The following is a 25,983-nucleotide window of genomic DNA, read 5'->3' as shown; positions in this document are numbered from 1 at the left end:
CTATATCCCTGTAATTCCAATGTAAAACGTCAATGATTCTGTTCAGACTTCTTGTTCAGCCAAATCGCTTCCCATGCGAGCGCGGTGCCAACAATCGTTTCAAGATCGTCGTAGTCCGGCTCCCACCCCAGGGCTTCTTTGATCCGCTTATTATCAGCCATAAGCGCCTCCGGATCGCCCGCTCGCCGGCCGGTTTCTTCGACCGGAAAATCGACTCCGGACTGCTTTTTCACCACATCAATGACTTCGCGAACCGTGAAGCCGCGGCCATAGCCGCAATTCAATACTTTCGACTCGCCACCCTGGCTCATGTAGTCCAGCGCCATCACGTGAGCCTTGGCGAGATCCTCCACGTGGATGTAATCGCGAATGCAGGTGCCATCGCGGGTGTCGTAATCTGTTCCGAATACACTCATCCCGCTCCGCTGACCGGTAACACACTCACAGGCTACCTTGATCAGGTGTGTCGCCTCGGGTGTTGCCTGCCCCAGAAGACCATCCGGATTAGCGCCGGCAACATTGAAGTAGCGAAGGATAACGTAGTTAAGACTGGAAGCAGCAGACAGATCCATGATCATCCGCTCACTCATCATTTTGGAGGCTCCGTACGGATTTATCGGAGCCAATGGCATATCTTCAGTCAGCACTGTCTCGTCGGGCATGCCGTAAACTGCCGCCGTCGACGAAAAAACCATATAGGGGATATCATACTTCTCGACAGCTTTGAGAAGATTCAGAGTATTGCGGGTGTTATTGCTATAGTACTTCAGGGGGTTGGCAACAGATTCGGGCACAACGATATTGGCGGCAAAATGAAGAACCGCGTCAAACCGGTGCCGGGCGAACACGGCATCCAGTGCCGCTTCATCCGCCAGGTCTCCAACAACCAGCTCCCCGGTTGTCACAGCCCAACGATACCCGGTCGACAGGTTATCGTAGACCACGATATCGTGCCCGGCCTGCCCTAATTGGCGCACCACATGACTGCCGATATAGCCGGCGCCGCCAGTAACGAGAACTTTCATGTCAGATGTTCACTCCTTCCCTGATGATTGATTGCGCCGCTGCCGGATTTCGTTTCGGCGCCTGCTGAAAAAATCACTGATGATCTGACTGCACTGTTCGCTGAGAATACCCGAAACCGGCTCCACAACCCAGTTGAGGTGAGATTCTTCCAACGTTTTGCGGGCTGACTCCACTGCCCCCGCCTTCGGCTCTGTGGCGCCGTATACCAACCGGCTGATGCGGCTGTGCACGATCGCACCAACACACATGGTACAGGGCTCCAGCGTCACATAAAGCGTAGCGCCGGAGAGCCTGTAGTTCCCTACCCTCGCTGCTGCATCCCGCAACGCCCGGATTTCAGCGTGCGCGGTCGGGTCACAACCGGTAATCGGCGCATTGAAGCCGGCGCCGACTTCTTTACCATCCAACACCACAACCGCCCCGACGGGCACTTCATCCCTGGCGGCCGCCTGCGCGGCCAGTTCCAGGGCGCGCCCCATCCAGAACTCATCTGCAGAACACTGCGAACTCATTAACTGCAGCCTGCTCCGATCACTCCCACTCGATCGTAGCCGGCGGCTTGGATGATACATCGTAAGTCACACGAGAGACCCCGGTAATTTCATTGATGATCCGGTTGGAGACCGTTTCAAGCAACTCATACGGCAAGTGTGCCCAGCGCGCGGTCATGAAGTCGATCGTCTCGACGGCACGCAGAGCAATAACGTATTCATAGCGCCGCGCATCACCAACAACGCCCACGGACTTGACCGGCAGGAACACCGCGAATGCCTGGCTGGTCTTATGGTACAGGTCCGCTCGGTGCAGTTCTTCCAGGAAGATGGCATCTGCACGGCGCAGGATATCCGCATACTCCTTCTTCACCTCACCGAGGATCCTAACGCCCAGTCCAGGACCCGGGAACGGGTGGCGATAAACCATGTCATATGGCAGCCCCAATTCCAGGCCGATACGGCGAACCTCATCTTTGAACAGCTCACGGAGCGGCTCAACCAGCTTGAGCTTCATGGTTTCGGGTAAGCCACCCACGTTGTGGTGGGACTTGATCACATGGGCCTTGCCGGTTTTTGAAGCAGCGGATTCGATAACATCCGGATAGATGGTGCCCTGAGCCAGCCAGTTCACGTCTTTGATCTTCGTCGCTTCCTCATCGAACACATCAATGAAGGTGTTACCGATGATCTTCCGTTTCTTCTCCGGATCATTTTCTCCCTGCAATTTGGAGAGGAACAGGTCTTCTGCATCTGCGCGGATGACCTTTACACCCATATTGCTGGCGAACATATCCATCACCTGATCGCCCTCGTGCAGTCGAAGCAGGCCGTTATCCACGAAAACACAGGTCAGTTGATCACCAATTGCCCGGTGCAGCAATGCCGCGGTCACAGAAGAATCCACACCGCCCGAAAGCCCCAGCAGAACCTTGTCATTGCCGACCTGGGCCCGGATCTGCTGAACCGCATCGTCAACGATTTTGGCAGGAGTCCACAGCGCCTCGCACTGGCAAATACCGAGTACAAAGTGCTCCAGAATTCGTTTGCCCTGCAAGGTATGGGTTACCTCCGGGTGAAACTGTACGCCGTAAAGGCCACGCCCCACATCCTGCATCGCTGCAACGGGTGCACTCTCGGTTGAGGCCAGCAGCTCAAAGCCCTCAGGCATATCAACGACTTTGTCTCCATGGCTCATCCAGACGTCCAGCAGGGTGTCCCCGTTTGCCGTCAAGTGATCGGAGATGTCAGCCAGCAGAGGACCTTTGGCACGAACCTTTACCTGGGCGTACCCGAACTCCCGCTTTTCGGAGCTGGCAACACGACCACCCAGCTGCTCCGCCATGGTTTGCATGCCGTAGCAGATACCGAGAACCGGAATGCCCCTTTCAAACAGACCTTCCGGAGCCCGCGGCCCACCCAACTGGGTTACAGATTCCGGTCCACCCGCGAGAATAATACCCTTGGGATTAAACTCTTCGAGCTCTTCGTTGGTGATATCAAACGCCCTGATTTCACAGTAGACGCCAACTTCCCGAACCCGGCGCGCGATGAGCTGGGTGTACTGGGAGCCAAAATCGAGTATCAGGATGCGGTGGTCGTGGATGTTCTGGGCCATGGAGTCCTCGGAATCAGAAATAACAAACGCGGCCCGCCAAAGGGAGCCGCGTTGAAGTCAGGCATCGGTCAATGTGCCGACATTACCGAAACAGTAGTTTAACCGATACGGTAGTTAGGTGCTTCTTTGGTGATGGTCACGTCGTGAACGTGGCTCTCACGCATACCAGCGTTGGTGATACGCACGAACTGCGGCTGGGTACGCATGGCGTCCATGGTCGCGCTACCGGTGTAACCCATGGAAGCACGCAAACCACCTACCAACTGATGAACGATGTTGCGCATCGGGCCTTTGCAGGCAACCCGACCTTCAATACCTTCCGGCACAAGCTTCTCAACACCTTTACTGGCGTCCTGGAAATAGCGGTCGCTGGAGCCCTGCCCCATAGCACCCAGAGATCCCATGCCCCGGTATGCTTTATAGCTACGACCCTGGAAGAGCTCCACTTCACCAGGAGCCTCGTCAGTACCCGCCAGAAGACTTCCGACCATCACGCAGTGAGCGCCTGCAGCGATGGCTTTGGCGATGTCGCCGGAGAAACGAATACCACCGTCAGCGATCAACGGTACACCGCGCTCCTTCAGGGCTGCGGCCACATTGGAAACTGCAGAAATCTGCGGAACACCAATACCAGCAACGATCCGGGTGGTACAGATAGAACCGGGACCGATACCAACCTTGACGGCATCTGCACCAGCATCAGCCAGCGCGATAGCCGCTTCAGCCGTAGCGATGTTGCCGCCGATCACCTGAACTTCCGGAAAGTTCTTCTTGACCCAGCTAACACGTTCGATAACACCGGCGGAGTGCCCGTGGGCTGTATCAACTACGATCACGTCAACACCCGCTTCAGCAAGCGCGGTAATCCGGGCCTCGGTGTCACCACCAGTGCTGACAGCAGCGCCGACGCGCAAACGTCCCTGATCGTCTTTGCAGGCCAGCGGATAGTCTTTCGCCTTCTGGATGTCCTTAACGGTAATCAGACCGCGTAGCTCGAAGTTGTCATTGACGACCAGGACTTTCTCGATGCGATGACGATGGAGCAGCTCCTTGACGTCATCCAGGCTGGCACCTTCTTTCACCGTAACCAGCTTTTCTTTCGGGGTCATAATTTCCCGAACCGGCGTATCCATGCGGCTTTCAAAACGAATATCACGACCAGTGACGATACCCACAAGGTCATGACCATCCACAACCGGAAGACCTGAAATGCTGTTGGCGATAGTGATGTCGACCAGTTCCCGAACGGTTGTATCCGGAGATACTGTAATCGGGTCCTTGACCACACCGCTTTCGAACTTCTTGACCTTCCGAACGGCTGCGGCCTGTTGCTCAACAGACATATTTTTGTGCATGATACCGATGCCGCCTTCCTGGGCCATGGCTATGGCCAGCTCGGCTTCGGTCACTGTATCCATGGCTGCGGATATCAGAGGAATATTCAGAGTAATACCTCTGGTCAACTGGGTCTGCAGGTTGACTTGGTGAGGAAGAACTTCAGAATATCCAGGGACAAGCAGAACATCATCAAATGTGAGGGCTTCTTCGGCAATACGCAGCATTGGGATCCGCCTTTTGAACGTGCTAAGTTGGGAATTTCCGTGCCGCCGCCGCGACGGCGCAGCAAAGCAAAATCCTTAATCGACCTATTATAAAGGGGCTCTCCTGGACAGTAAACCGGGGCATTTTTAAGGTTCGATTGCATCTTTTTGAATTTTCGTTATTTTTACCTCCCCAATTTTCGGCTATTGCGTATGGATCAACTCGGTACACCCCCGTTTTCCCAACCTTTTTCCGACACCCGGCCCCGTGCGCTGACGGTTTCTGAGCTCAACCACCAGGCGCGGCATCTGCTGGAAACCAGCTTTATGCAGGTCTGGGTTGAGGGAGAAATTTCCGGGTTTTCGCGCCCGTCATCAGGTCACTGGTATTTTTCCCTGAAGGACCGGAAGTGTCAGATCCGGTGTGCGATGTTCCGCGGTGCGAATCAGCGTATACGAACCCTGCCAAAGGAAGGCGATCAGATCCGTATTCGGGGCAAGGTTACCCTCTATGAAAACCGGGGGGACTTCCAGATCATTGTCGAACATCTTGAACCCGCCGGACTCGGCGCGCTGCAGCAGGCCTTTGACGAGCTAAAGCGCAAATTACAGAGCGAAGGCCTGTTTGACCCTTCGCGGAAAAGACCATTGCCGACAGTTCCACGCCATATCGGGGTCATCACCTCGCCGACCGGCGCGGCCATACACGACATACTGACGGTCCTTGCCAGGCGTTGCCCTGCCATTCCGGTGACGCTCTACCCGACGTCAGTTCAAGGCAAGGCTGCAACTGCCGAAATCGTTGACGCCATTAACCGGGCCAACGCGCACAATGTCGCTGACGTGCTGATCGTCGGCCGGGGCGGTGGTTCCCTCGAGGACCTGTGGTGCTTCAACGAGGAAGCCATTGCCAGAGCCATCGCCAACAGCCCGATCCCGACGATCAGTGCGGTCGGGCATGAAGTTGATTTCACCATTGCAGATTTCGTTGCCGACCTCCGGGCACCGACTCCCTCTGCGGCGGCAGAGAAAGTCTCGCCAGATCAATCAGAATGGCTGAAGCAACTGGCGGACCGGGAATTGCGACTTGCGAATGCCGTCAGGCGCACCCTGCTCAAACAGGCTACCCAGCTCAGTCACCTGTCGGCCCGCCTGAGAGATCCCCGGCGCGACCTCCAGGAAAAGGCCCAGCGCATGGATGACCTAGAGATCCGGCTGGCCAAAGTGATCCGGAATCGGCTTGAGCGATCAGTTGTGCGCCAACAGCACCTGGCAAAGCGCCTGGCCATGCAATCCCCCGAGCGCCAGCTATCGGCCAACCGGGAAACTGTGGACCGCCTCTCGGAGCGCCTGGCAAGCTGCGCCAGCCATCAGATGAGCCGACGCCGGGATCGTCTGGAGCATCTCGGAAAGACCCTCCACGTAGTCAGCCCCCTGGCGACGCTTGGGCGCGGATATGCCATCGTCAAAGACGCCGACGGAGCCATTGTCCGGGACCCATCATCCCTCACCCATGGCGACCAGATCACCGCGCGCGTTTCGGGAGGTGAGATCTCAGCTTCTGTGACCTCCGTCAATTCGGGGGCGGAATAACACCAAAAACAGATTAGACTAAGCCTATGGTCTACTAGTTCCAGACCTCAAACTGCCTAAAGTTGTTTACAAACCAAACAAAACAACAACAGGCACAACGAGGTGGAAACTATGGACTACCACTCAGAATTCCGGCGTTCAGTCGATCAACCGGAGGACTTCTGGCGCGAGCAGGCGACCAGAATTGACTGGATCGAGACGCCGAAAACCATCTGGCAAGCCAAGGACAACGGTCACGGCGAGTGGTTCCCCGATGGTGTTCTCAACACCAGCGACGTGGCTTTGGATGCCAATATCCGGGCAGGCCGCGGGGACCAGACAGCCCTCATCTACGACTCCCCGGTCACCAACACCCAGCGTTCCTACACCTACACAGAACTCAGAGATGCGGTAGCCTCCTTTGCCGGCGCCCTGAAAGAACGGGGCGTCAGCAAGGGCGACCGGGTCATTATTTATATGCCGATGATTCCCGAAGCAGCCATCGCGATGCTCGGCTGCGCCCGACTCGGCGCGATTCATTCGGTCGTATTCGGGGGGTTCGCGGCACACGAACTCGCGGTCCGGATCGAAGACGCCAAACCGAAGGCTGTGGTTACCGCCTCGTGCGGCATCGAAATCACCAAGGTCATCGAATACAAACCTCTGGTAGATAAAGCCATTGAGCATTCCAGCCACAAGCCAGACTGCTGCATCGTGTACCAGCGCCCCCAGGTCGAGGCAACATTGCAGACCGGCCGGGATTACGACTGGAACGAGCTGATGACATCAGCGACCCCAATCGACCCTGTACCCGTGAAATCCACCGATCCGCTTTACATCCTGTATACATCCGGAACAACAGGCAAACCCAAGGGCGTGGTTCGTGATAATGGCGGCCATGCAGTAGCCCTCAAATATTCAATGGGTGTCGTCTATGACGCCAACCCCGGAGACGTCTACTGGGCAGCTTCAGACGTAGGCTGGGTTGTCGGCCACAGTTACATTGTCTACGCACCGCTGTTTGCCGGTTGCACCACAATACTTTACGAAGGCAAGCCAGTGAAAACCCCTGATGCGGGCGCTTTCTGGCGAGTGGTTCAGGATCACTCTGTTAATCTGCTGTTTACTGCCCCAACCGCCTTTCGCGCTGTTCGCAAAGAAGATCCCGAGGCAGACCAACTGTCGCGCTATAACGTCAGTTCACTGAAACGTATCTTCCTGGCTGGCGAACGCCTGGACCCACCCACTTACGAGTGGCTCAGGGAACACACCCGCCTCCCCATTCTCGATCACTGGTGGCAAACCGAGACCGGGTGGGCAATCTGCTGCAACCCGGTTGGCATTGAAATGATGGAAACCAAACCCGGCTCTGCCACCGTACCATCCCCGGGCTTCAACGTTCAGGTTGTTGACCTCAATGGTAGCCAGGTCCCTGCGGGCGAGCAGGGCCAGATCGCAGTCAAGCTTCCCTTGCCGCCAGGGTGTCTCACAACGGTATGGGGCGATGATGAACGGTTCCAGAGCAGCTATCTGAAACCTATTACCGGCTTTTACAGCTCCGGCGACGGCGGATACATCGATGACGACGGCTACGTTTTCATCATGGGCCGGACTGATGACGTTATCAATGTCGCAGGCCACCGCCTTTCCACCGGTGAAATGGAAGAAGTGGTCGCCTCGCACCCGGCGATTGCAGAATGCTGCGTCGTCGGCGCTCATGACGATATGAAAGGGCAAATTCCCGTCGGCCTGGTGCTTATCAAAGATGGCGCGACCATCGACCACGATGAGCTTGAAGACGAACTCGTGGAAATGGTTCGCGACAAGATCGGTGCGATCGCGTGCTTCCGGAGAGCCATGGTGGTCGAACGTCTGCCTAAAACCCGATCAGGCAAAATCCTTCGCCGGATTATTCGCCAGATCGCAGACGGTGAAGAGTATTCCGTACCCAGCACCATCGATGATCCAGCCATTCTGGAAGAGATCAGCGAGCACTTCCGCGCCTGATCCCCGCTACCCTGAATTCTCATCCGACTCTTAAAGGGGTCGGATGATTTTTTGCACCCTTTTGAAGCAACCCCTTGTTTTTAAACCACTAAAATTCGCAATAAATCCCCAAAAAAGCGTTGACGACCCCCAAAGTCGGTCTATACTGAAATTGCTGTGAAAATACAGCGGTATTTGGTGAATGCGTTCCAACGTCCTGCCCAAGAGCTCAGCGTTGCCCCTTCCTCAGTACTCTCTGGATTTCTCAGCAATTGCTCAGACAAAACTTGCAGTATTGAAGGTCCCGTGAGGGCTAAATTTCAGAAAGACAGGAAAGATCAATGTCCGATACCAAAACCGGTCACGTGAAGTGGTTCAACGAAGCAAAAGGCTTCGGCTTTATTGCTCAGGACGGTGGCAGTGACGTATTCGTTCACTACAGCGCAATTAACTCAAACGGTTTCCGTACCCTGGCTGAAGGCCAGCAGGTACAGTTCACCGTGACACAGGGCCCTAAAGGCCCTCAGGCGGAAAACGTAACCCCGCTCTAAGGGTTACCTATTCCCCTGCTGCCCCTCACGGGCACTGGAGAAACAAAAAAACCGGCGGAGATTCCGCCGGTTTTTTTATATCCGCTCAAAACGCCGACACTCAGGCCAACGCTGACTCTCCTACCTGGGCCGGCATGGTCACACCAACAACCTGCGCCACTGCTGACAGCAAAGCCTGCAGGGTGGCCGACGTGGTGTCTTCAGCCAACGCTGCGGCACTGCTGTGTTCGCTATTCACGGTCAGTCGGATACAGGCCAACGCGTTGGCATTAGTTCCCTCACCCAGCGCAAACTCATCGTAGGCCTCCACTGCAATGGCAACTCCAAACCTTTGCTCCAGCGCCTCAGACACAGCTTCCACAGCACCCAGCCCACGGCCTTCGAGCTGAACACTGGCTTCCGGGTCACCGACCGAAACCTCTGCGCGCACGCCATCTTCATCCCGATGCAGGTCATAGGAGCGCAAAGCCCAGTCACGATGCACTTTCAGGTAACGATCTTCAAACAGTCGATGGATGGTTAACGAATCGATCTCACCGCCATTATTCTCAGCCTCGCGCTGGACGACCTTACTGAATTCAATCTGCAGCCAGCGAGGCAACGTAATGTCGTAATCACGCTCCAGCACATAAGCCACCCCGCCCTTGCCCGATTGGCTGTTAATACGGACAACTTCTTCATAACGGCGCCCGACGTCAAACGGATCAATCGGCAAATACGCCACATTCCAGACATCTCCTTCCTTGCGCTTGGACAGGCATTTCCGGATGGCGTCCTGGTGACTACCGGAGAAGGCAGTAAAGACCAATTCACCAGCGTAAGGATGCCGCGGATGTGTGGAAATCTCGGTACAGGCTTCAACCACTTCGGTAATTTCTGCCATTCCGGACAGATCGAGGGTCGGATCAATGCCCTGTGAGTAAAGGTTCATGGCCATGGTCACCAGATCCATGTTGCCAGTACGCTCACCGTTACCCATCAGAGTGCCTTCCACCCGATCAGCACCTGCCATCACACCCAATTCTGCTGCAGCGACCGCACAGCCGCGATCATTGTGGGTATGAAGACTGATGCTCACATGCTCCCGACGTTTGATGTTATCGCACACCCACTCGACCTGATCCGCAAATACATTGGGTGTCGCCATCTCAACCGTAGCCGGCAGATTAATAATAACCGGCTGCCCCTGATCCGGACGCCAGACTTCAGTCACCGCATCGATAACATCCACAGCAAAGTCCAGTTCGGTTCCTGTGAAGCTTTCAGGGGAATACTGGAAAGTCCACTCGGTTTCCGGATGCTTAGCCGCCAGATCACGAACCAGCGTCGCGCCTTGAACTGCAATATCACGAATGCCTGCACGATCGAGCCCGAACACTTGCTCACGCTGGACCGTAGACGTGGAGTTATAGACATGAACAATGGCCTGCTTTGCACCGTCCAGCGCCTCGTAAGTGCGCTCGATCAGTTCTGGACGGGCCTGGGTCAGTACCTGGATCTTCACATCGTGCGGAATTCGGTTTTCATCAATCAACTTCCGGCAGAAATCGAAATCGGGCTGGCTGGCCGCCGGGAACCCGATCTCAATTTCTTTGAAACCAAGCTTGACGAGCAGATCGAACAACCTCTGTTTCTGAGCCACCGTCATCGGTTTGACCAGCGCCTGGTTGCCATCCCGGAGATCGACCGCGCACCACGCAGGCGCCTTTTCGATGACCTTGTCAGGCCAGCGACGGTCTGTTTTGCCGACAGGTTTGAAAGCAACATATTTGCGATGATCGAAAGCCATGGTGGTGATTCCTTGCTGCTGCGCTGGTGGTTTAATTAGCTTGATATAGATTAACCGCTATCCGCCGGCATTTGATTGCTATTTTCAAAGAAAAATACTATTTTTTGGCCATTAAAAACCCATTAAATCATTTTTGACGCAATATTATGCCAATCAAAAGAAAAAATCTGTTAGAAATCGACAAAACGGATCGACGAATCCTGGACCAGGTCCAACGGGACGGCTCTTTAACCAATCAGGAGCTGGCAGACAAAGTCGGACTCTCACCTTCCCCTTGCCTCAGGCGTGTCAGAGCGCTTGAAGAGGCAGGCATCATCGTCCGCACTGTGACTATTCTGGACCACAAAAAACTCGGCCTGGACCTGACCGCTATTATATTAATCGGCATGGATCGCCACACACCCGAACGATTTGCCGAATTTGAAGAGAAGGTATCCGAGTACCCTGAAGTTCAGGAGTGCTACCTGATTACAGGACAAGACGCAGACTACATGCTGAAAATCGTGGTACCGGATATGGACCACTACCACCAGTTTCTGCTCAACAGGATTACCCGGATCCAGGGTGTCAGCGGAGTTCACTCAAGCTTTGTGCTCAGGCGGGTCATCGACAGCACATCGCTGCCTCTGGGCTATCTGGACTGACAGGATTAGCGAATCAACTCGCGCACGTAGGCGCCAGCCATGCACTTCAGTTCGTCCACCATCCGCCGCCCTTCGTCCTCAGGCAAGGTTGCGGCAAGGCGGAGAATGGTCCCGGCTGAGCGCGGCAGCAGGACGCTGGCGGTCCACCGGCGATCCCCAGGAATATGAGGGCATTCCTGCTTGAGTTTAGCGTCCAGATCCCGGGCATTACTGTATAACTCCCTCAGATCAAGCTCTCTCAGTTCAGGCATCGCCTCGATACCGCTCCAGATTGCTGAGTAGGCAGGCTCGGTGCGATAGAACTCGTAAAACTGGTCGAGCAGAACGTCTACCGCCTCGTTTAAGCCAAGCTCTGGAAGGCGCTCCCGCAGTGCCGTTTCCATTTTTTCCACGTGCTGCTCAGCCACCGCATGCACGATAGCAGCCTTGTTAGGGAAATAACGATACAGCGATGCGAGCGACATATCCGAGCCTCGCGCGATGGCGGACATGCTGGTCGCATCGACACCATGCTCCTGAAAGATCGCCGCAGCATGGGCCAGAATTACATTCACCCGTTCTCGGCTGCGAGCCTGTACCGGACGCCGCCGGGGAGTAACATCGATAGTTTCGTCAGTCATCATCTGTACCTTGTTCGACAGGCTCCGTACAATAACCACCACTCTACGACAAATAAAGGCTTCCGCGGGCCAACCCCCGCCTGTCCATTAGTCTAACAACCCTGTTCTGAACCAAACGGAAGATACGATGCGAGCAAGCCGCTATCTGATTGCAACCCAGAAAGAGACCCCGGCAGACGCCGAAATTATCAGCCACCAGCTCATGCTGCGTGCAGGCATGATCCGCAAACTGGCCGCTGGCCTGTACACCTGGCTGCCTATGGGGCTGAAGACCCTGCGCAAGGTTGAGCGGATTGTTCGTGAAGAGATGGACAAGAGCGGTGCTCAGGAAGTACTGATGCCTGCGGTTCAGCCGGCAGAACTGTGGGAAGAATCCGGTCGCTGGACCCAGTATGGTGGCGAACTCCTGCGTATGAACGACCGTCATGGACGGGAATTCTGTTTCGGCCCGACCCACGAGGAAGTCATCACTGACCTGATTCGTAATGAGCTCAAGAGCTACAAACAGCTACCGGCCAATTTCTATCAGATCCAGACCAAGTTCCGCGATGAACGTCGCCCCCGTTTCGGCGTGATGCGCGCCCGTGAGTTCGTGATGAAGGATGCCTACTCCTTCCATCTGGACACCGAATCTCTCGGCGAAACCTATGACGTCATGCACCGCACGTACTGCGCGATCTTTGATCGACTGGGGCTTGACTACCGCCCGGTACAAGCGGATTCCGGCGCCATCGGCGGCAACGCGTCCCATGAATTCCACGTACTTGCCTCCTCAGGTGAAGACGATATTGCGTTCAGCACCGAGAGTGATTACGCAGCAAATATCGAAAAGGCGGAAGCGCTTGCACCTGCCGGAGATCGGCCTGCCCCGTCTGAAGACATGCAGGAAGTTTCAACACCTGGCCAGCGTACCATCGATGCGATAGCCCAGTTTTTGAGCATTGATGCCGTCCGTACGGTAAAAACCCTGTTGGTCAAAGCCGAAGCCGAGGAAGGTGAAGAAGCCGGCCTGGTGGCATTGATTCTCCGTGGTGACCACACCCTCAACGAAATCAAAGCCGAGAATCTCAAAGGCGTTGCCGAACCACTTACCATGGCAACTGATGAAGAAATAGAAAAAGCGGTGGGCTGCAAACCAGGCTCTATCGGCCCGGTCAATCTCAGCGTTCCCGTCATTGTCGACCGAAGTGCTGCTCACCTTGCAGATTTCGTCTGCGGCGCCAACAAGGACGACTTCCACCTTACCGGAGTGAATTGGGAGCGGGACGTGCCGCTCACCCGCGTTGAGGATCTTCGCAATGTGGTCGAAGGCGACCCCAGCCCGGACGGAAAGGGCACTCTGGAGATCCGCCGTGGTATTGAGGTTGGCCACATTTTCAAACTGGGCAACAAATACAGCCAGGCCATGAACGCGACTGTACTCGACGAAAACGGAAAAAGCGTGATCATGGAGATGGGTTGCTACGGTATCGGAGTGTCCCGCATCGTCGCTGCCTCCATTGAGCAGAATCATGACGACAAGGGCATTATCTGGCCGGATGCCATCGCCCCGTTCGAAGTCGCTATTGTCACCCTGAACGGCCACAAGTCTCCGACAGTGGCCGAGGCCGCTGAGAAGCTCTACGAGCAGCTCCGCCAGGCAGGATACGATGTACTTCTGGATGACCGTAATGAGCGCCCTGGTGTCAAGTTTGCCGATATGGAATTGATCGGTATTCCGCACCGGTTCGTGGTCTCCGATCGCGGCCTTGCTGCGGGCACCCTGGAATACAAGGGCCGCCGCGACGAGGACAAGCAGGACATCCCGGTGGAAGAAGCTCTGTCTTTCCTGGTTAAAGCTTCCCCACGCAAGGGACTCTGATCCTGCAGAATGAAAAAGCCCCGGTATGAGCCGATCACACCGGGGCCTTTTGTTGAATATCGCTCACGTTCTGTCAGGACCGAAGCAATCATTTCCGGCAAACCCTCGCTATAGTTTGCCGACAACTCCCGGTTCCATCTCCAGCGCTACCCCAAATTTCTCGAATACGGATGCTTTGATACGTTCAGCCAGCGCGAGTATGTCCTGACCATTACCTTCTGAATGATTGATCAGTACCAGAGCCTGGCGGTTGTGCACCCCAACCCGCTCATTTCGGTAACCCTTCCAGCCACACTGATCAATCAACCAGGCCGCAGCCAGCTTTACATTTTCAGGTTGCTCATAGCCTACAATTTCCGGATGTCCGGCCTTGAGCGCTGAATAGGCTTCTTTCGTAACCACCGGATTTTTAAAAAAGCTCCCTGCATTAGGCAGAATTTCCGGATCCGGCAACTTCCGGCGGCGTATAGCCATCACGGCTTCAGCTACCGCCGTTGCGCTCAAGTCAGTTTTTGCGGTGTCTCCGAGGTATTCCTCAAGATCGCGATAAGCAGTCTGGAAAGCCCTCACCCGTGAGAGCCTGAGCCTCACTTCAGTAATGACATAACGCCCTGGAAGCCGTTTGAACAGACTTTCCCGGTAGCCAAACTCACAGTCCGAATTCTTCAGCTCAACCCACTGGTCGGATTCCCGATCAAACGCAGTGACCGATTCCAGAGTGTCTTTTAATTCAGTACCGTAGGCACCGATATTCTGGACCGGAGCAGCGCCCGCCGTGCCTGGAATCAGAGCCAGGTTTTCTATACCCCGGTAACCGGAACGGGCGGCGTACAGTACCGATTCATGCCAACTTTCCCCCGCTCCCAGGACCAGCGTTGCTTCGTTACCCTCGGCATGCTCCCAGCACCGGCCACGGATACACAGCCTGATGACAAGCCCTTCAACATCTCCGGTAAAGACCAGATTGCTACCACCGCCCAGGATAAGCACGGGTTCCGCGTGTTCCTTCGCCCAGCCCAGAGCTCCGGCCAAAGACCCGGCGTCGGTCACTTCCACGTAGTATTTCGCCGTAGCAGGCAAATGCATGGAGTTCAGCGAAACCAGCTCTACATCACGGCGGACATCCAGCGCAGCGCTCAAGCCAGGCGCCCCCTGATCTCGGCCAATAAGCCTTCACCTGCCTCGTGGATCATATCCAGTACCGTTTCAAAGCCATCATCACCGCCGTAATACGGGTCTGGAACCTCTTGATGTCCGGAACGACCAAAAGTCAGAAACAACAACGGCTCAGTGCCGCCATTCTGGTGCCATATGTCCTTTACATCGGCCAGGTTCTGCCGATCCATCACCAACACATAGTCAAAGGTATCCAGGTCGCCGGAGTCCAGTTGCCGTGCTCTTAACTGACTGATGTCGATTCCACGACGGTTTGCCGCCTCAATCGCTCGGGGATCAGGCTGATTTCCAACATGCCAGTTACCGGTTCCGCATGAATCAATATGGATACGCTCCGTCAGCCCGTGTGTTTCTACCAAGGTACGGAACACGCCTTCGGCACTGGGTGAGCGACATATATTACCAAGACAGACAAACAGAACTTTTACCGGTTCGGACATGACGTTACCCCCCTGATTCCATTCTCTGACGCAACCTCTCGAGGTCCTCTGCGGTATCGACACCCGCGGGTGGGTTTTCAACCGCCACATCCACATGAATGCCCGCGCCGTTGTAGAGCGCACGAAGCTGCTCCAGCGATTCCACGGTTTCTGTCGGCGCCGGCGGCCAGCTCACGAACTGCCCCAGCACACTGGCCCGGTATCCGTAGATGCCAATGTGACGAAAATAACCAATGCCCTCTGGCAGCGAAACATCACCACCCGTCATCGGCGTGCCGTTTTGCCAGAGATCCCTTGCCCAGGGAATCGGAGCCCGGCTGAAATAGTGGGCCATCCCGGTCTGATCAAAGACCACCTTTACCACATTCGGATTGAAGACCTGTGCCACGTCATGAATGCGTTCACACAGAGTCGCAATTGCAGCCTCAGGATATCGCTCCAGATTATCTGCTACCTGATTGATTAACGCCGGAGGGATCAGAGGCTCATCGCCCTGAACATTCACCACCCGGTGATCACCGCCAAACCCCAACACTCGCGCAACCTCTTCGAGGCGATCTGTTCCACTGGCATGCTCTGGTGATGTCATCACCACTTCCGCCCCGAAAGCTTCACAGGCTGTACGAATACGATCATCATCCGTCGCGACGACCACCTGATCAGCCCGACTCTCCATAGCCCGCTCATAGACGTGCTGAACCATGGGCTTGCCTGCGATCTCAGCCAACGGCTTACCAGGTAAGCGACTGGAGCCGTATCGGGCCGGAATGACAACGGTAAAGGACATGGCTAACGGCCTCAGAAAAGTCGGTTATCGTTTATCAAGACGTTCGTCGGTGCTTAGCGTACGGGCCTCGGAGGCCAGCATGACAGGAATGCCCTCCCGTACAGGGAACGCCATGGCGTCCTGATAGCACACCAGTTCGGTTTTGGTGTCGTTCAGTTTGAGCTCGCCCTTGCACACCGGGCAGGCCAACAGGCCCAGAAGTTTTTTATCCATGATGCATCTCATCAACTGTAGTAGTAACAACCTGATCAGCACATGCCCGCACAGCGGCCAGCACGGCTTGTTCAAAAGCCTCGGGTAACCTGGATTCCACGGCCAGGACCCAGACATTGTCTGACGCAAATTCCCGGCATTTTACGGCGTCCTTGGAGGTCATAACCACCCACTGATCGCCCTGCGCCTCAAGGTCATGCGCCTTAAACGCATGATGATCCGGAAACGGGGCCTCTGAGACAGTTGCCCCAAGAGCCCTGAGGGTATCGAAAAACCGGCCCGGATTACCGATACCCGCAACCGCCTTGACGACTTTGCCATCAAGATCCGCAAGCGGCCGGAATTCACCAGACCGGAGGTTCACCAGGGAGGAAGGCGCAAGCGACATTGAATAAATGGCCGGATGCTCAATGCCCTGAAATGAATTCAGGGGATGATCCGAGTCCTCACTGCCGCCGTTGATCACCAGGAAATCCACCGATGACAGGCGGGATACCGGTTCGCGAAGCGGGCCGACGGGGATAATCGCGCCGTTGCCAATGCCCCGGGCCCCATCAAAAACGGCAAGCTCGATGTCTCTGGGTAAACGGTAGTGCTGAAGCCCGTCGTCACAGATCAGCACATCACCAAGCCCCTGCTCCAGCGCCCAGCAGGCGCCGCGGCGCCGGTCCGGGTCAACCACGACAGGAACGCCTGTCGCATCAGCCAGCATGACGGGCTCATCTCCGGCCATCCCGGGTGTTGTCTCAGGGGTCACCAGTAAAGGGTATTCAGGGGATTTTCCACCATAGCCGCGACTGATAATGACAGGCCGCCAGCCATCAGCGGCCAGGGCTTTCACCAGCCAGGCTGTGAGGGGGGATTTGCCTGTTCCGCCAGCGGTGATATTGCCTACCACGACTACCGGGACAGGAAGACTATGGCGATTGGCTTCCCACGCTTTCCTGCGCCGGGACTCGGACACTGACTGGAACAGCCAGGCCAACGGAGAGAGGAACCACAGAGGCCTGTTACCGCCATACCAGACGCGATCTACAAAGGAACTCATGTCTGATCACTGAACTGCATTTGATGCAGTTGAGCGTAGGCCCCTCCCGCTGACAGCAATTCGTCGTGGCGACCAGTCTCGATAATTCTGCCGTTGTCCATCACCAGGATACGATCGGCCGTCTCGATGGTGGAAAGGCGGTGAGCGATCACCAGAGTGGTACGGCCTTTCATAACGGTTTCGAGAGCTTCCTGGATGTGACGTTCGGATTCGGTATCCAGAGCCGAGGTAGCTTCGTCCAGAATGAGGATAGGCGCATTCTTCAGCAATGCCCTGGCAATGGCCAGACGCTGCCGCTGACCACCGGATAACATCACACCATTATCACCGATCATGGTATCGAGTCCGTCAGGCATACGATCGATGAACTCAAGCGCGTGGGCCTTCGCGGCTGCCTCGCGGATTTCCTCCCGGCCACAGTCTCTCAGAGCACCATAAGCAATATTCGCAGCAATGGTGTCATTGAACAGCACGACATTCTGCGTCACCAGTGCAATCTGGGACCTTAGTGCCTTGAGGGAGTATTCACGCAGGGAATGGTCGTCAATCAGAATGTCTCCACCGGTGAACTCATAGAAACGGGGCAACAAGCTGACCATGGAGGATTTGCCACTGCCGGAACGACCAACGAGAGCAACACTCTGGCCTGCCGGGATCTCGACAGAAATGCCTTCAAGAACATTATCCAGTTGGTCCCGGTAGCGAAACGCCACATCTTTGAACTGAATCGTGCCTTCTACCCGCTGAGGTGAATAGGTACCAGGGTCCTGTTCCGGCTGTTCGTCGATGGTTTCAAACACATCGTAGGCTGCCGCGACACCCTTCTGGATCTTGGCGTGTACGGAGGTCACCTGCCGAATGGGCTTGGCCATGGTGGTCGCCGCGGTAATGAATGCCACCAACTGACCGGTGGTCATGCCGCCACGAATTTCCGGAGCCAACATGGTCCAGACCAGTGCCGCAATGGCTATTGCAACCAGCACCTGAATCACCGGTACGCTGATCGCCTGGGTAGAAGCCATCTTAAGACTTTGCTTTAGGTTTCTCTCGTTAACCTCTCGGAATCGTTGCTGTTCGTAATCCTCACCGCCGAAGGTCCGCACAACCCGGTAGCCTGAAATGGACTCGGAAGCGACATGGGTAATATCACCCATAGAACCCTGGATACGCTTACTGATGCGACGAAAACGTTTACTCGCATAACTGACAACAGCGCCGATAATGGGGCCTACAGCCAGGAAAATAAGGGTAAGTTTCCAGTTGGTGTACAGCATGAAACTGAGCAGACCAACAATGGTGAGACCTTCCCGGAGGGATATCGTTACCGCATTGGTCGTGGCCTCGGCCACCTGCTCTACATTGAACGTCAGTTTGGAGACGAGACGACCAGCCGCATTGTCATCGAAGTAACGGGAAGGCAGCGTCAGCAGGCGGTCGAAGACATCATTCCGCAACGCATTGATCACCTGGCGCCCAACGTAGTTGATGAAGTACTGGCTCATGAACGTACCGACACCCCGCAAGGCGAACACGCCGACAATCACGACCGTGAGCAATAGGCGATTGTCCTCGGTGGGATTCTCGATAGCCGCGATGACATACTCCATGGCCGCTGCCATGCCGGTCGACGCACCGGCATAAATCACATTACCTACGACAGCAAGTGCAAACGCCAGCCAGAAGGGTTTTACATAGGCAAGCAGCCGTTTGTAGGTTCCCCAACTGCTGTCTGGCAGCGCTGGCGACTGGGTCGGATCAGTTTCAATACTGCTCACTGGCTCTCAGCCTCGCGTTCTGTGGTTATGCTCAGTTTGGCAAAACCCAGACGGCCTGCAACATCCATGGCTCGGACAACAAATTCATGGGGTGTGCGTGCGTCGGCCGTGATAATAAACGGCAATGTGCTATCACCCTCGGAAAGTTCCTTTACTCCACGCTCAAGGGTTTCACGGCGATTATTGACCAGAGCCCGGTCGTTGAGGGTGTACTGGCCCGCAGCATTGATCACTACGTCGATCTGCCTGACCTCAGCTGGGGAGGCAGGTTCACCGCTGGCTTCCGGAAGCTCTACCTCGAGATGACTTTCCCGGGTGAACGTGGTGGAAACCATGAAAAAAATCAGCAGCAGGAATACCACATCGATCAGTGGTGTCAGGTCTACCCCGACTTCCTGACTTCTCTGGCGCTTGAACTTCACGACGTTCAGGCTCCTTCCACGTCAATTTCACGATCACCGTGAACCACTTCCACGAGTTTGATCGCTTCCTGTTCAAGGCCTACCACCAATTCATCTACCCGGCGAATGAAATAGCGGTGCGCGATCAGCGCCGGAATAGCCACACTCAGACCAGCGGCAGTGGTGATCAGAGCCTCTGAGATACCGCCGGCAAGGTTACCCGCATTACCCACACCAGCGAGCTGGATTTCAGCAAACACTTTGATCATGCCTATGACAGTACCCAACAGCCCCAGCAATGGCGCAATGGTGGCAACCGTACCAAGCGGGTTCAGGAAGCGCTCCAGTTCGTGGATCACCTGACTGGCTTCATGTTCGATGCTTTCTTTCATGATTTCACGGCCGTGCTTCGCGTTGAGCAGCCCGCCCGCCAGGATCCGCCCTGCCGGTGAGGAGCCCTGCAGCGCCTTGAGCTTACGTCCGTTAAGGTCCTTCTTCTTGATCCAGCGCCACAATTCATTAATGGTTTCCTGTGGCGCCACCCGCGAGGCACGCAAAGTCCAGAACCGCTCCAGAATTATTGCGAGGGCAAGAATGGAACAGGCAACAATTGGCACCATCAGAATGCCACCGGCTTTCAACAGCTCGAACACGCTCGGTCTCCCTGAAAATTTACAAGCCGCGCTACTTTAGCATAGCTGCGGGTCCGGGCCACACCCGCAATGTCACGGTATTTTACATTGGTCACGAGCGAGGCCCGGAGCCTTGATCCAAAATGGCGCACTATCACGAATTTCCCTTATGATCATGGCATTAACGCCTGCCGATACCGTGATCATTCCACTACAGGCAGTGTTCAGCGGTGTCGCTCCAACTTCCCGATAACGCGCCACGACATCTTTATGAGGATGACCAAAACGATGGCGGTATCCCGCTGAATAAACCACGTAATCCGGACGGAGGTCCTCTACCCAGGCCTGAGAAGAAGAGGTTTTGCTGCCATGGTGTGGAGCCACTACCAGTCGTTTACCTGGTATTGCGAGATCCCCGTAGCGCCGACGATCATTGATATAGGCTTGTTCGGACCTGACGGTTATATCCCCCGGCAGTATCCATTCATGTCCGAACTCATGATCGCGGATACTTAGTACACAGGAAGCATCGTTACCTTCGATTCCTGATTTGTATCGCCAGTAGCCTGTCGTCAGGCGACCCACCTTCGCGGACATGCCCTGCTTACAGAGCGTCACCCCCGCTTCGGCATGCCCCAACCGCTCACGGACCACCCCGGGTTCACCCGATACGATGCTTCCGACCTCCACCCCTTCCACCAGCATTTCCATTCCGCCAGCGTGGTCGTTATCCCCATGGCTGATCACCAGCGTGTCGATGCGTTTCACGCCGAGTCTCCGCAACTCCGGCAATACAGTCGACTCAACACTCGAAAACAGCCCGGGTACTTCAGGGCCAGTATCGTAAAGCAGCACATCTCTCTGGTGTCGCACCAGTACTGAAAGCCCCTGTCCCACATCCCATATACGCACTTCCGGGGTTTCGACATAGGGATTGACCTGCCCGCTTTCATCCCACATCGAGACCAGGGTCACGCCAAGTATCCCCGCACACGCCAACTGAAGACGAATCCACGGAACCCAAACCATCAACAGCACCATCACTGCCGACGCGGCCAACAACGGCACTGGCAACCGAAACTCCGGAACCGGCCATGATGCAACCCACACAAGAGCATCCCAGAGCCCACCAAGCACCAGGTCCAGCAAAGGAATGGCCACGTTCATTGCCGCCGGGAACACAGCCACCAGAAGCCCTGAGAGAATAACCACCGGCATCACCACGAACGACACCCAGGGTATTGCGAGAAGATTGGCTGCCGCTCCCGCCAAAGGCTGCCCCTGCCCCAGGCCTTCAAGGACAGGCCAGAGACCGGCGAAGATCGCTAACTGGGCGATGAGCAGTCCTTTAATCCAGGACACCTGCCGAAACCGCCCCGAGAAGACCCAGATAAGCACCGACACGGCGACAAAGGACAACCAGAAGCCCTGATCCAGAGGCGCGAACGGATCCAGCAACAAAACCGATACCAATGCCAGAACCCAAGCTGACCAGGGAGTTTGCTCCTGAGCAACCAACAAAGACCAGCCAGCAACCGTTACCATGACCAGCGCCCGCTGGGTAGGAACCGTAAACCCGGCAGCCAGCCCGTATACCAGACAGGAAACAACAACAAGAACAAACGACAACACCCGGATCCGGCCTTCAGACACCCACCGCCCAGGTATAAGTAAGAGAACCCGTCGGCAGAAAAAACCCGCCCCCAGGGCAATCAGCCCCAGATGAAGACCTGAAATAGCAACCAGGTGAATCGTTCCCGTCGCTTTCAGCACATCCCAGTGGGTATCCGTCAGATAGCCCCGGTAACCAACCATCAGAGAAGATATCAGCGGAAACTGTCGTGCCTCCCCAAACGCCCGCTGAACCCATAGCACCAGCTCTGCGTGTGACTTACGGTAAGTGCAATGAATGCCACAGGGCACACTTTCATTCAGTGAAGCAGCCTTCACAGTTCCGGTGGCTCGGTAACCTTGGCGAAACAGCCAGTCCTCATACCGAAAGCCAGCTCCGTTGAGGGTGCCGTGTGGTCGCTTGAGCACCACTTCCATGGTCATGCGGTGACCGGGCAGGTCTGTGAGAGCCGTTCCGTACCAGGAGAGCCGGATTCTTCGGGGGAGATTGGGGGCGTTCTTGTTGCCGGATGAAGGCGTATGCCAATGAGTTACACACAGACTGAATCGCACACTTCGGAAACCACCTACAGAGGGGATATCGCAAAGATAGCCCGAGACCGTCAGGCGCTCGCCCTCCATAGAGGACGGCAACTGCTGGGACAGGCGATTCCCCGCGTGCCAGGCGGTCCAGGACACACCCAGAACAAGCCCCAGGATACAGACCAGAATGCATCCTGGCAGGGCCGCACGCAGGGCATAACAAATCAAAAATACAGCAACCATCGCAACAATGAACCACTCCCAAGGTGGCAACACTGTTAACCGATAAAGTAAGATAGCGCCGCACGCAAAGGCGAACACTCCCTGAATCGCCCGGCCGTGCCGGACCGGGAGTCCAGGATAGCCGTTTTTTCCTTCGGACAATCCATGTCCTCCTGAGCATACTGACTATTGTCTGCCTGCCATATCCATACGGCAGGCTGTTCCATTATTTACAGGCAGAACTTCCTATGCCAAAGAAGTTCATGAAACGCTATCTACCGACACCCGAAAAGGTGCAAGCGATGAAGTCGCTTCATTTTCTCGGGGATATCCTTCATGAACCCAACCTTTGGCACATCAACCGTCACAGCGTTGCCAGGGCATTTCTGGTTGGCATCTGGTTTTGCTTCATTCCAATGCCATTCCAGATGGTGGCAGCTGCTTTCTTTGCTATCTGGTTCAATGCCAATCTGCCGCTATCCGTTGTGCTGGTATGGATCAGCAACCCGATCACCATGCCGCCGCTGTTCTATTTCAATTACAAGATTGGCGCGCTGGCGCTGAACAGACCGGTTCTTGATTTCGACTTCGAGTTATCCTGGGCCTGGATCAGCCACCGACTGGTGGATATTGGCATTCCCCTTTACCTGGGCTCACTGATTGTCGCAACAGTGACAGCTTGCCTGTCTTATCTGGCGATACAGTACCTCTGGCGCAGAAAAATCCGGTCTGACTGGCACTCCCGCAGAGCGGAGCGCAGCCAACGCCGCCAAACCACCGATCAGAGTTCCTGAACCAGCCTTCCCTGCTCCAGCCGAAGCACGCGTCCCAGGCTTCGGGCCATCGCCATATCGTGCGTCACCATCACGAACGAAATACCCAATTGATCCCGAAGTGACTCTATAAGCCCGCGAACCCCCTCGCCCGTGTGCTCATCCAGGTTACCGGTAGGCTCATCCATCAAGACACATTCCGGTTCGTTCACCAGTGCGCGGGCTATTGCCACTCGCTGGCGCTCGCCGCCGGACAATTCCCCCGGTTTGTGGGTCAGGCGTTCCGCCAACCCGACCTGTTCCAGCAGCCGGCTCGCTTTGGCTCGGGCTTTGGGTACTGACTGCCCGCCCAGAGCGCAAGGCATCATTACGTTCTCCAGCGCCGTAAACTCGGGCAACAAATGATGGAACTGATAAACGAACCCGAGATGCCTATTACGGAAGCGGGCCCGGCCCGCCTCAGACATCCGGTGTATATCCTTTCCGCAGATGGCAATTTCACCCGAGGAGGGTCTGTCCAACCCGCCCAACAGATTCAGCAAGGTGGTCTTACCGGCGCCACTACTACCTACAATAGCAACCGTCTCTCCAGTATTAACCTGCAGTGAAATATCAGAGAAGATCGTTAATTTTTCAGGCCCTTCACTGTAGGTGCGGGTAACCTGCCGACAATTGATGACCAGTGAAGATTGCATGCCGGGATTAGTGTTACTCATAGCGCAGCGCCTCCGCAGGATCGACCCTGGACGCTCTCCAGGCGGGATAGATGGTTGCCAGAAGGCTCATAGCCAGGCCGGCACCGCTGATAATAAATACGTCCTGCCACTGGAGTTGGGAAGGCAGATAACTGATGAAATAGACGTCTGCACTCAAGAACTTGTGGCCAAGTATGCCTTCGATCCAGGAAATGACGTCGCTGATATTCAGCGCTCCCACAACCCCCAGCGTGGTTCCGACCAGCGTTCCGAATATGCCAATAACCGCGCCCTGAACGATGAATATCCGCATAATACGTCCGGGCGTCGCACCCATCGTACGCAGGATGGCAATGTCAGCGGTTTTATCCGTTACCACCATCACGAGGGTCGACACAATGTTGAAGGCCGCTACAGCAACGATAAACATCAGTAGCAAACCAATCATGGTTTTTTCCATCCGGATGGCCTGAAACAGATTGCCGTGGGTTCGGGTCCAGTCTGAAATATAATAACGGCCGTCCAGCATTCGGGCCGCTTCTTCCGCCACCTTCGGAGCCGCAAACAGGTCATCCACCAATAAGCGGACACCTTCGGCCTTACCTCCGGTTCGCATCAGCTTGGACGCATCATCCATGTGGATCAGCGTGTAGTTACCGTCAAGCTCGGCACCTACGCTGAAAATACCTTTGACCGTAAAACGCTTCAGGCGGGGCAAAACCCCCGCTGGTGTCACCGATGCTTCAGGCAGAACTACCGTCACCTTGTCACCGATGCCAAGGCGCAGACTGGCCGCCATCAACTTCCCGATGATGATGCCGAATTCACCTGAAACCAGGTCATCCAGGCTTCCCTCGACCATGTGGTTCTCAATAATCGATACGGTTTTTTCCTGCTCAGGCAACACCCCGTTCAGCATGACGCCTCGAACATTACCACCGCCGGTGACCATGCCCTGCCCCTGAACAAATGGCGCAGCAGCCAACACACGTGGATGCTCTTCCACCAGGCGGTCCACTTGCTGCCAGTCCGGTAATGGACCGGCCCCTTTAATCACGGCGTGTGGAACCATGCCCAGAATTCGCTGTTTGAGCTCCCGGTCAAAGCCATTCATCACCGAAAGCACAATGATCAGTACAGCAACCCCTAGCATGAGTCCGATCATGGATGTCAGAGAGATAAAGGAAATAAAGTGATTGCGACGCTTGGCCGCGGTATACCGCAAACCTATATAGAACGATAAGGGTTTGAACATGTGGTGAGCCTGCCGCTACCTTCGGGTCTGTAGTGATTCGGGTATTCCCCGCACGCTTTCAGCACGGCAGGAAACTGCTAAACTACTCTTTACCAATAACATTTCTGATCCACGGAGCCAGGATGCCGTCAGACACTCTTCCCAGCGACTCGACTGACTCCCTGTCGGAGCGCCGGGATTATTTTCGCATCGAAGACCGTGTTGGCCTGGAGATCCGGAGGCTGGCACCCACTGGCCCCGCCGAAGAGCACGCTTTTGACGACAACCACCTGAAAAGCCTGAAGGCCGAGTTCAGGCGTCTCGATCAGGACGTCAAATCCCAACTATCCAGTCTGGCAGAACGGGATCGGCTTCTGACCGGACTGATCAAGTCTCTCAACGGCAAGCTGGATATGCTCGCGCGCATTATGGCCTTTGAGCAAAATCCGTTGCAACCGGAGGACTGGCGGGATGTTACGCTGAGTGAAGGCGGGCTGTCGTTTATCAGTTCGGATTCTGAGTGGCATACCGGCGACAGGTTAGCCATTCGTCTGACGCTACCGCCTGAACTTTTTCAGCTTCAGGCCACCACCCGCGTTACCGGCATAACACCCGCTACTGGCGGCCACAACACACTTCACACCGAGTTTGAGCACATCAGTGAGGGCGACCGCCAGCAAATAGCCCGTCATGTGATGCGTTGGCAGATTCGGCAACGACAAAAAGGATAGACT

The 25,983-nt window shown here is 55.6% G+C and carries 23 protein-coding genes and 1 pseudogene; 7 read left to right on the top strand and 17 right to left on the bottom strand.

Annotated features, from left to right (window positions below; genetic code table 11):
- Positions 1–29 precede the first annotated feature (29 nt).
- From galE to guaB, 4 genes are all read right to left on the bottom strand, one after another.
- A complete protein-coding gene (gene galE / locus FWJ25_RS06365) occupies positions 30–1,025 on the bottom strand; it encodes a UDP-glucose 4-epimerase GalE (RefSeq protein ID WP_149599418.1) in 996 nt (331 codons plus the stop codon).
- Between the two features lie 9 nt (positions 1,026–1,034).
- Positions 1,035–1,538, bottom strand: a complete 504-nt coding sequence (gene tadA, locus FWJ25_RS06360) for a tRNA adenosine(34) deaminase TadA (RefSeq protein WP_149599417.1) — start codon at positions 1,536–1,538, stop codon at positions 1,035–1,037.
- A gap of 19 nt (positions 1,539–1,557) precedes the next feature.
- Positions 1,558–3,135 (bottom strand): glutamine-hydrolyzing GMP synthase, encoded by a 1,578-nt coding sequence (guaA, locus tag FWJ25_RS06355; RefSeq protein WP_149599416.1) that lies wholly within the window; start codon positions 3,133–3,135, stop codon positions 1,558–1,560.
- Between the two features lie 98 nt (positions 3,136–3,233).
- Positions 3,234–4,697: an IMP dehydrogenase gene (guaB, locus tag FWJ25_RS06350; RefSeq protein WP_149599415.1), complete on the bottom strand. Its 1,464-nt coding sequence runs from the start codon at positions 4,695–4,697 to the stop codon at positions 3,234–3,236.
- A gap of 192 nt (positions 4,698–4,889) precedes the next feature.
- Between guaB and xseA the strand changes: the two genes are divergently transcribed.
- The 3 genes and pseudogenes from xseA to FWJ25_RS06335 all read left to right on the top strand — a co-directional run bounded on the left by xseA (position 4,890) and on the right by FWJ25_RS06335 (position 8,785).
- Positions 4,890–6,269 (top strand): exodeoxyribonuclease VII large subunit, encoded by a 1,380-nt coding sequence (xseA, locus tag FWJ25_RS06345; protein ID WP_149599414.1) that lies wholly within the window; start codon positions 4,890–4,892, stop codon positions 6,267–6,269.
- 84 nt (positions 6,270–6,353) lie between these two features.
- Positions 6,354–8,255: pseudogene (locus tag FWJ25_RS06340) on the top strand (propionyl-CoA synthetase); the annotation flags it as partial.
- A gap of 320 nt (positions 8,256–8,575) precedes the next feature.
- Positions 8,576–8,785 (top strand): cold-shock protein, encoded by a 210-nt coding sequence (locus FWJ25_RS06335; protein ID WP_149599412.1) that lies wholly within the window; start codon positions 8,576–8,578, stop codon positions 8,783–8,785.
- A 100-nt stretch (positions 8,786–8,885) separates the two neighbouring features.
- Here the strand turns inward: FWJ25_RS06335 and leuA are convergent, their stop codons facing one another.
- On the bottom strand, positions 8,886–10,574 hold the full coding sequence (gene leuA / locus FWJ25_RS06330) for a 2-isopropylmalate synthase (protein WP_149599411.1): 1,689 nt from the start codon (positions 10,572–10,574) through the stop codon (positions 8,886–8,888).
- A gap of 146 nt (positions 10,575–10,720) precedes the next feature.
- On the opposite strand from leuA, the gene FWJ25_RS06325 reads away from it, so the two are divergent.
- Entirely contained in the window at positions 10,721–11,218 is a 498-nt protein-coding gene (locus tag FWJ25_RS06325) for an Lrp/AsnC family transcriptional regulator (RefSeq protein WP_149599410.1), read from the top strand.
- Between the two features lie 5 nt (positions 11,219–11,223).
- Here the strand turns inward: FWJ25_RS06325 and FWJ25_RS06320 are convergent, their stop codons facing one another.
- Complete coding sequence (locus FWJ25_RS06320) at positions 11,224–11,838, bottom strand: TetR/AcrR family transcriptional regulator (RefSeq protein ID WP_149599409.1); 615 nt, start codon at positions 11,836–11,838, stop codon at positions 11,224–11,226.
- Between the two features lie 127 nt (positions 11,839–11,965).
- Here FWJ25_RS06320 and FWJ25_RS06315 point away from each other — a divergent pair, with 127 nt between their 5' ends.
- Positions 11,966–13,699, top strand: coding sequence for a proline--tRNA ligase (locus FWJ25_RS06315; RefSeq protein ID WP_149599408.1), 1,734 nt, complete (start codon positions 11,966–11,968; stop codon positions 13,697–13,699).
- Positions 13,700–13,807: 108 nt separating this feature from the next.
- Here the strand turns inward: FWJ25_RS06315 and murB are convergent, their stop codons facing one another.
- The 9 genes from murB to FWJ25_RS06270 form a co-directional block, all read right to left on the bottom strand.
- The gene (gene murB, locus FWJ25_RS06310) at positions 13,808–14,839 is read right to left on the bottom strand and encodes a UDP-N-acetylmuramate dehydrogenase (RefSeq protein ID WP_149599407.1); all 1,032 of its coding nucleotides are present in this window, start codon (positions 14,837–14,839) and stop codon (positions 13,808–13,810) included.
- The gene (locus FWJ25_RS06305; RefSeq protein ID WP_149599406.1) at positions 14,836–15,315 is read right to left on the bottom strand and encodes a low molecular weight protein-tyrosine-phosphatase; all 480 of its coding nucleotides are present in this window, start codon (positions 15,313–15,315) and stop codon (positions 14,836–14,838) included. Before FWJ25_RS06305 ends, murB begins: the two co-directional genes overlap by 4 nt.
- 4 nt (positions 15,316–15,319) lie before the next feature.
- Entirely contained in the window at positions 15,320–16,102 is a 783-nt protein-coding gene (kdsB, locus tag FWJ25_RS06300; RefSeq protein ID WP_149599405.1) for a 3-deoxy-manno-octulosonate cytidylyltransferase, read from the bottom strand.
- Between the two features lie 24 nt (positions 16,103–16,126).
- On the bottom strand, positions 16,127–16,315 hold the full coding sequence (locus FWJ25_RS06295) for a Trm112 family protein (RefSeq protein ID WP_149599404.1): 189 nt from the start codon (positions 16,313–16,315) through the stop codon (positions 16,127–16,129).
- Positions 16,308–17,363: a tetraacyldisaccharide 4'-kinase gene (lpxK, locus tag FWJ25_RS06290; RefSeq protein WP_149599403.1), complete on the bottom strand. Its 1,056-nt coding sequence runs from the start codon at positions 17,361–17,363 to the stop codon at positions 16,308–16,310. Before lpxK ends, FWJ25_RS06295 begins: the two co-directional genes overlap by 8 nt.
- On the bottom strand, positions 17,360–19,138 hold the full coding sequence (gene msbA / locus FWJ25_RS06285; RefSeq protein ID WP_438616554.1) for a lipid A export permease/ATP-binding protein MsbA: 1,779 nt from the start codon (positions 19,136–19,138) through the stop codon (positions 17,360–17,362). The genes lpxK and msbA overlap by 4 nt, the downstream gene beginning before the upstream one ends.
- Positions 19,135–19,560, bottom strand: a complete 426-nt coding sequence (locus FWJ25_RS06280; protein ID WP_149599402.1) for an ExbD/TolR family protein — start codon at positions 19,558–19,560, stop codon at positions 19,135–19,137. Before FWJ25_RS06280 ends, msbA begins: the two co-directional genes overlap by 4 nt.
- Before the next feature lie 5 nt (positions 19,561–19,565).
- Positions 19,566–20,192, bottom strand: coding sequence for a flagellar polar localization protein PocA (gene pocA, locus FWJ25_RS06275; protein WP_149599401.1), 627 nt, complete (start codon positions 20,190–20,192; stop codon positions 19,566–19,568).
- A gap of 72 nt (positions 20,193–20,264) precedes the next feature.
- Positions 20,265–22,709: a DNA internalization-related competence protein ComEC/Rec2 gene (locus FWJ25_RS06270; RefSeq protein WP_246166672.1), complete on the bottom strand. Its 2,445-nt coding sequence runs from the start codon at positions 22,707–22,709 to the stop codon at positions 20,265–20,267.
- An 86-nt stretch (positions 22,710–22,795) separates the two neighbouring features.
- Between FWJ25_RS06270 and FWJ25_RS06265 the strand changes: the two genes are divergently transcribed.
- Entirely contained in the window at positions 22,796–23,341 is a 546-nt protein-coding gene (locus FWJ25_RS06265) for a DUF2062 domain-containing protein (protein ID WP_149599400.1), read from the top strand.
- Here FWJ25_RS06265 and lolD read toward each other — a convergent pair.
- Together lolD and FWJ25_RS06255 are read right to left on the bottom strand one after the other, a co-directional pair.
- Positions 23,329–24,015: a lipoprotein-releasing ABC transporter ATP-binding protein LolD gene (lolD, locus tag FWJ25_RS06260; RefSeq protein WP_188093583.1), complete on the bottom strand. Its 687-nt coding sequence runs from the start codon at positions 24,013–24,015 to the stop codon at positions 23,329–23,331. The two genes, FWJ25_RS06265 and lolD, sit on opposite strands and share 13 nt — an antisense overlap.
- A gap of 13 nt (positions 24,016–24,028) precedes the next feature.
- On the bottom strand, positions 24,029–25,270 hold the full coding sequence (locus FWJ25_RS06255) for a lipoprotein-releasing ABC transporter permease subunit (RefSeq protein ID WP_149599398.1): 1,242 nt from the start codon (positions 25,268–25,270) through the stop codon (positions 24,029–24,031).
- Between the two features lie 122 nt (positions 25,271–25,392).
- Here FWJ25_RS06255 and FWJ25_RS06250 point away from each other — a divergent pair, with 122 nt between their 5' ends.
- Complete coding sequence (locus tag FWJ25_RS06250) at positions 25,393–25,980, top strand: PilZ domain-containing protein (protein WP_149599397.1); 588 nt, start codon at positions 25,393–25,395, stop codon at positions 25,978–25,980.
- The last annotated feature ends 3 nt before the right edge of the window (positions 25,981–25,983 follow it).

This window comes from Marinobacter salinexigens (assembly GCF_008370345.1).
In the GTDB taxonomy this organism is placed as follows: domain Bacteria; phylum Pseudomonadota; class Gammaproteobacteria; order Pseudomonadales; family Oleiphilaceae; genus Marinobacter; species Marinobacter salinexigens.
Note: the sequence above shows the minus strand (reverse complement) of the source record. Positions and strands in the feature narration are given on the sequence as shown.

Coding starts and splice junctions, on each gene's coding strand:
- leuA (WP_149599411.1), bottom strand. CDS start 10,574: ATGGCTTTCGATCATCGCAAATATGTTGCTTTCAAACCTGTCGGCAAA.
- FWJ25_RS06305 (WP_149599406.1), bottom strand. CDS start 15,315: ATGTCCGAACCGGTAAAAGTTCTGTTTGTCTGTCTTGGTAATATATGT.
- tadA (WP_149599417.1), bottom strand. CDS start 1,538: ATGAGTTCGCAGTGTTCTGCAGATGAGTTCTGGATGGGGCGCGCCCTG.
- guaA (WP_149599416.1), bottom strand. CDS start 3,135: ATGGCCCAGAACATCCACGACCACCGCATCCTGATACTCGATTTTGGC.
- FWJ25_RS06295 (WP_149599404.1), bottom strand. CDS start 16,315: ATGGATAAAAAACTTCTGGGCCTGTTGGCCTGCCCGGTGTGCAAGGGC.
- xseA (WP_149599414.1), top strand. CDS start 4,890: ATGGATCAACTCGGTACACCCCCGTTTTCCCAACCTTTTTCCGACACC.
- FWJ25_RS06320 (WP_149599409.1), bottom strand. CDS start 11,838: ATGACTGACGAAACTATCGATGTTACTCCCCGGCGGCGTCCGGTACAG.
- FWJ25_RS06315 (WP_149599408.1), top strand. CDS start 11,966: ATGCGAGCAAGCCGCTATCTGATTGCAACCCAGAAAGAGACCCCGGCA.
- lolD (WP_188093583.1), bottom strand. CDS start 24,015: ATGCAATCTTCACTGGTCATCAATTGTCGGCAGGTTACCCGCACCTAC.
- FWJ25_RS06250 (WP_149599397.1), top strand. CDS start 25,393: ATGCCGTCAGACACTCTTCCCAGCGACTCGACTGACTCCCTGTCGGAG.
- lpxK (WP_149599403.1), bottom strand. CDS start 17,363: ATGAGTTCCTTTGTAGATCGCGTCTGGTATGGCGGTAACAGGCCTCTG.
- kdsB (WP_149599405.1), bottom strand. CDS start 16,102: ATGTCCTTTACCGTTGTCATTCCGGCCCGATACGGCTCCAGTCGCTTA.
- guaB (WP_149599415.1), bottom strand. CDS start 4,697: ATGCTGCGTATTGCCGAAGAAGCCCTCACATTTGATGATGTTCTGCTT.
- FWJ25_RS06265 (WP_149599400.1), top strand. CDS start 22,796: ATGCCAAAGAAGTTCATGAAACGCTATCTACCGACACCCGAAAAGGTG.
- FWJ25_RS06255 (WP_149599398.1), bottom strand. CDS start 25,270: ATGTTCAAACCCTTATCGTTCTATATAGGTTTGCGGTATACCGCGGCC.
- galE (WP_149599418.1), bottom strand. CDS start 1,025: ATGAAAGTTCTCGTTACTGGCGGCGCCGGCTATATCGGCAGTCATGTG.
- FWJ25_RS06335 (WP_149599412.1), top strand. CDS start 8,576: ATGTCCGATACCAAAACCGGTCACGTGAAGTGGTTCAACGAAGCAAAA.
- FWJ25_RS06325 (WP_149599410.1), top strand. CDS start 10,721: ATGCCAATCAAAAGAAAAAATCTGTTAGAAATCGACAAAACGGATCGA.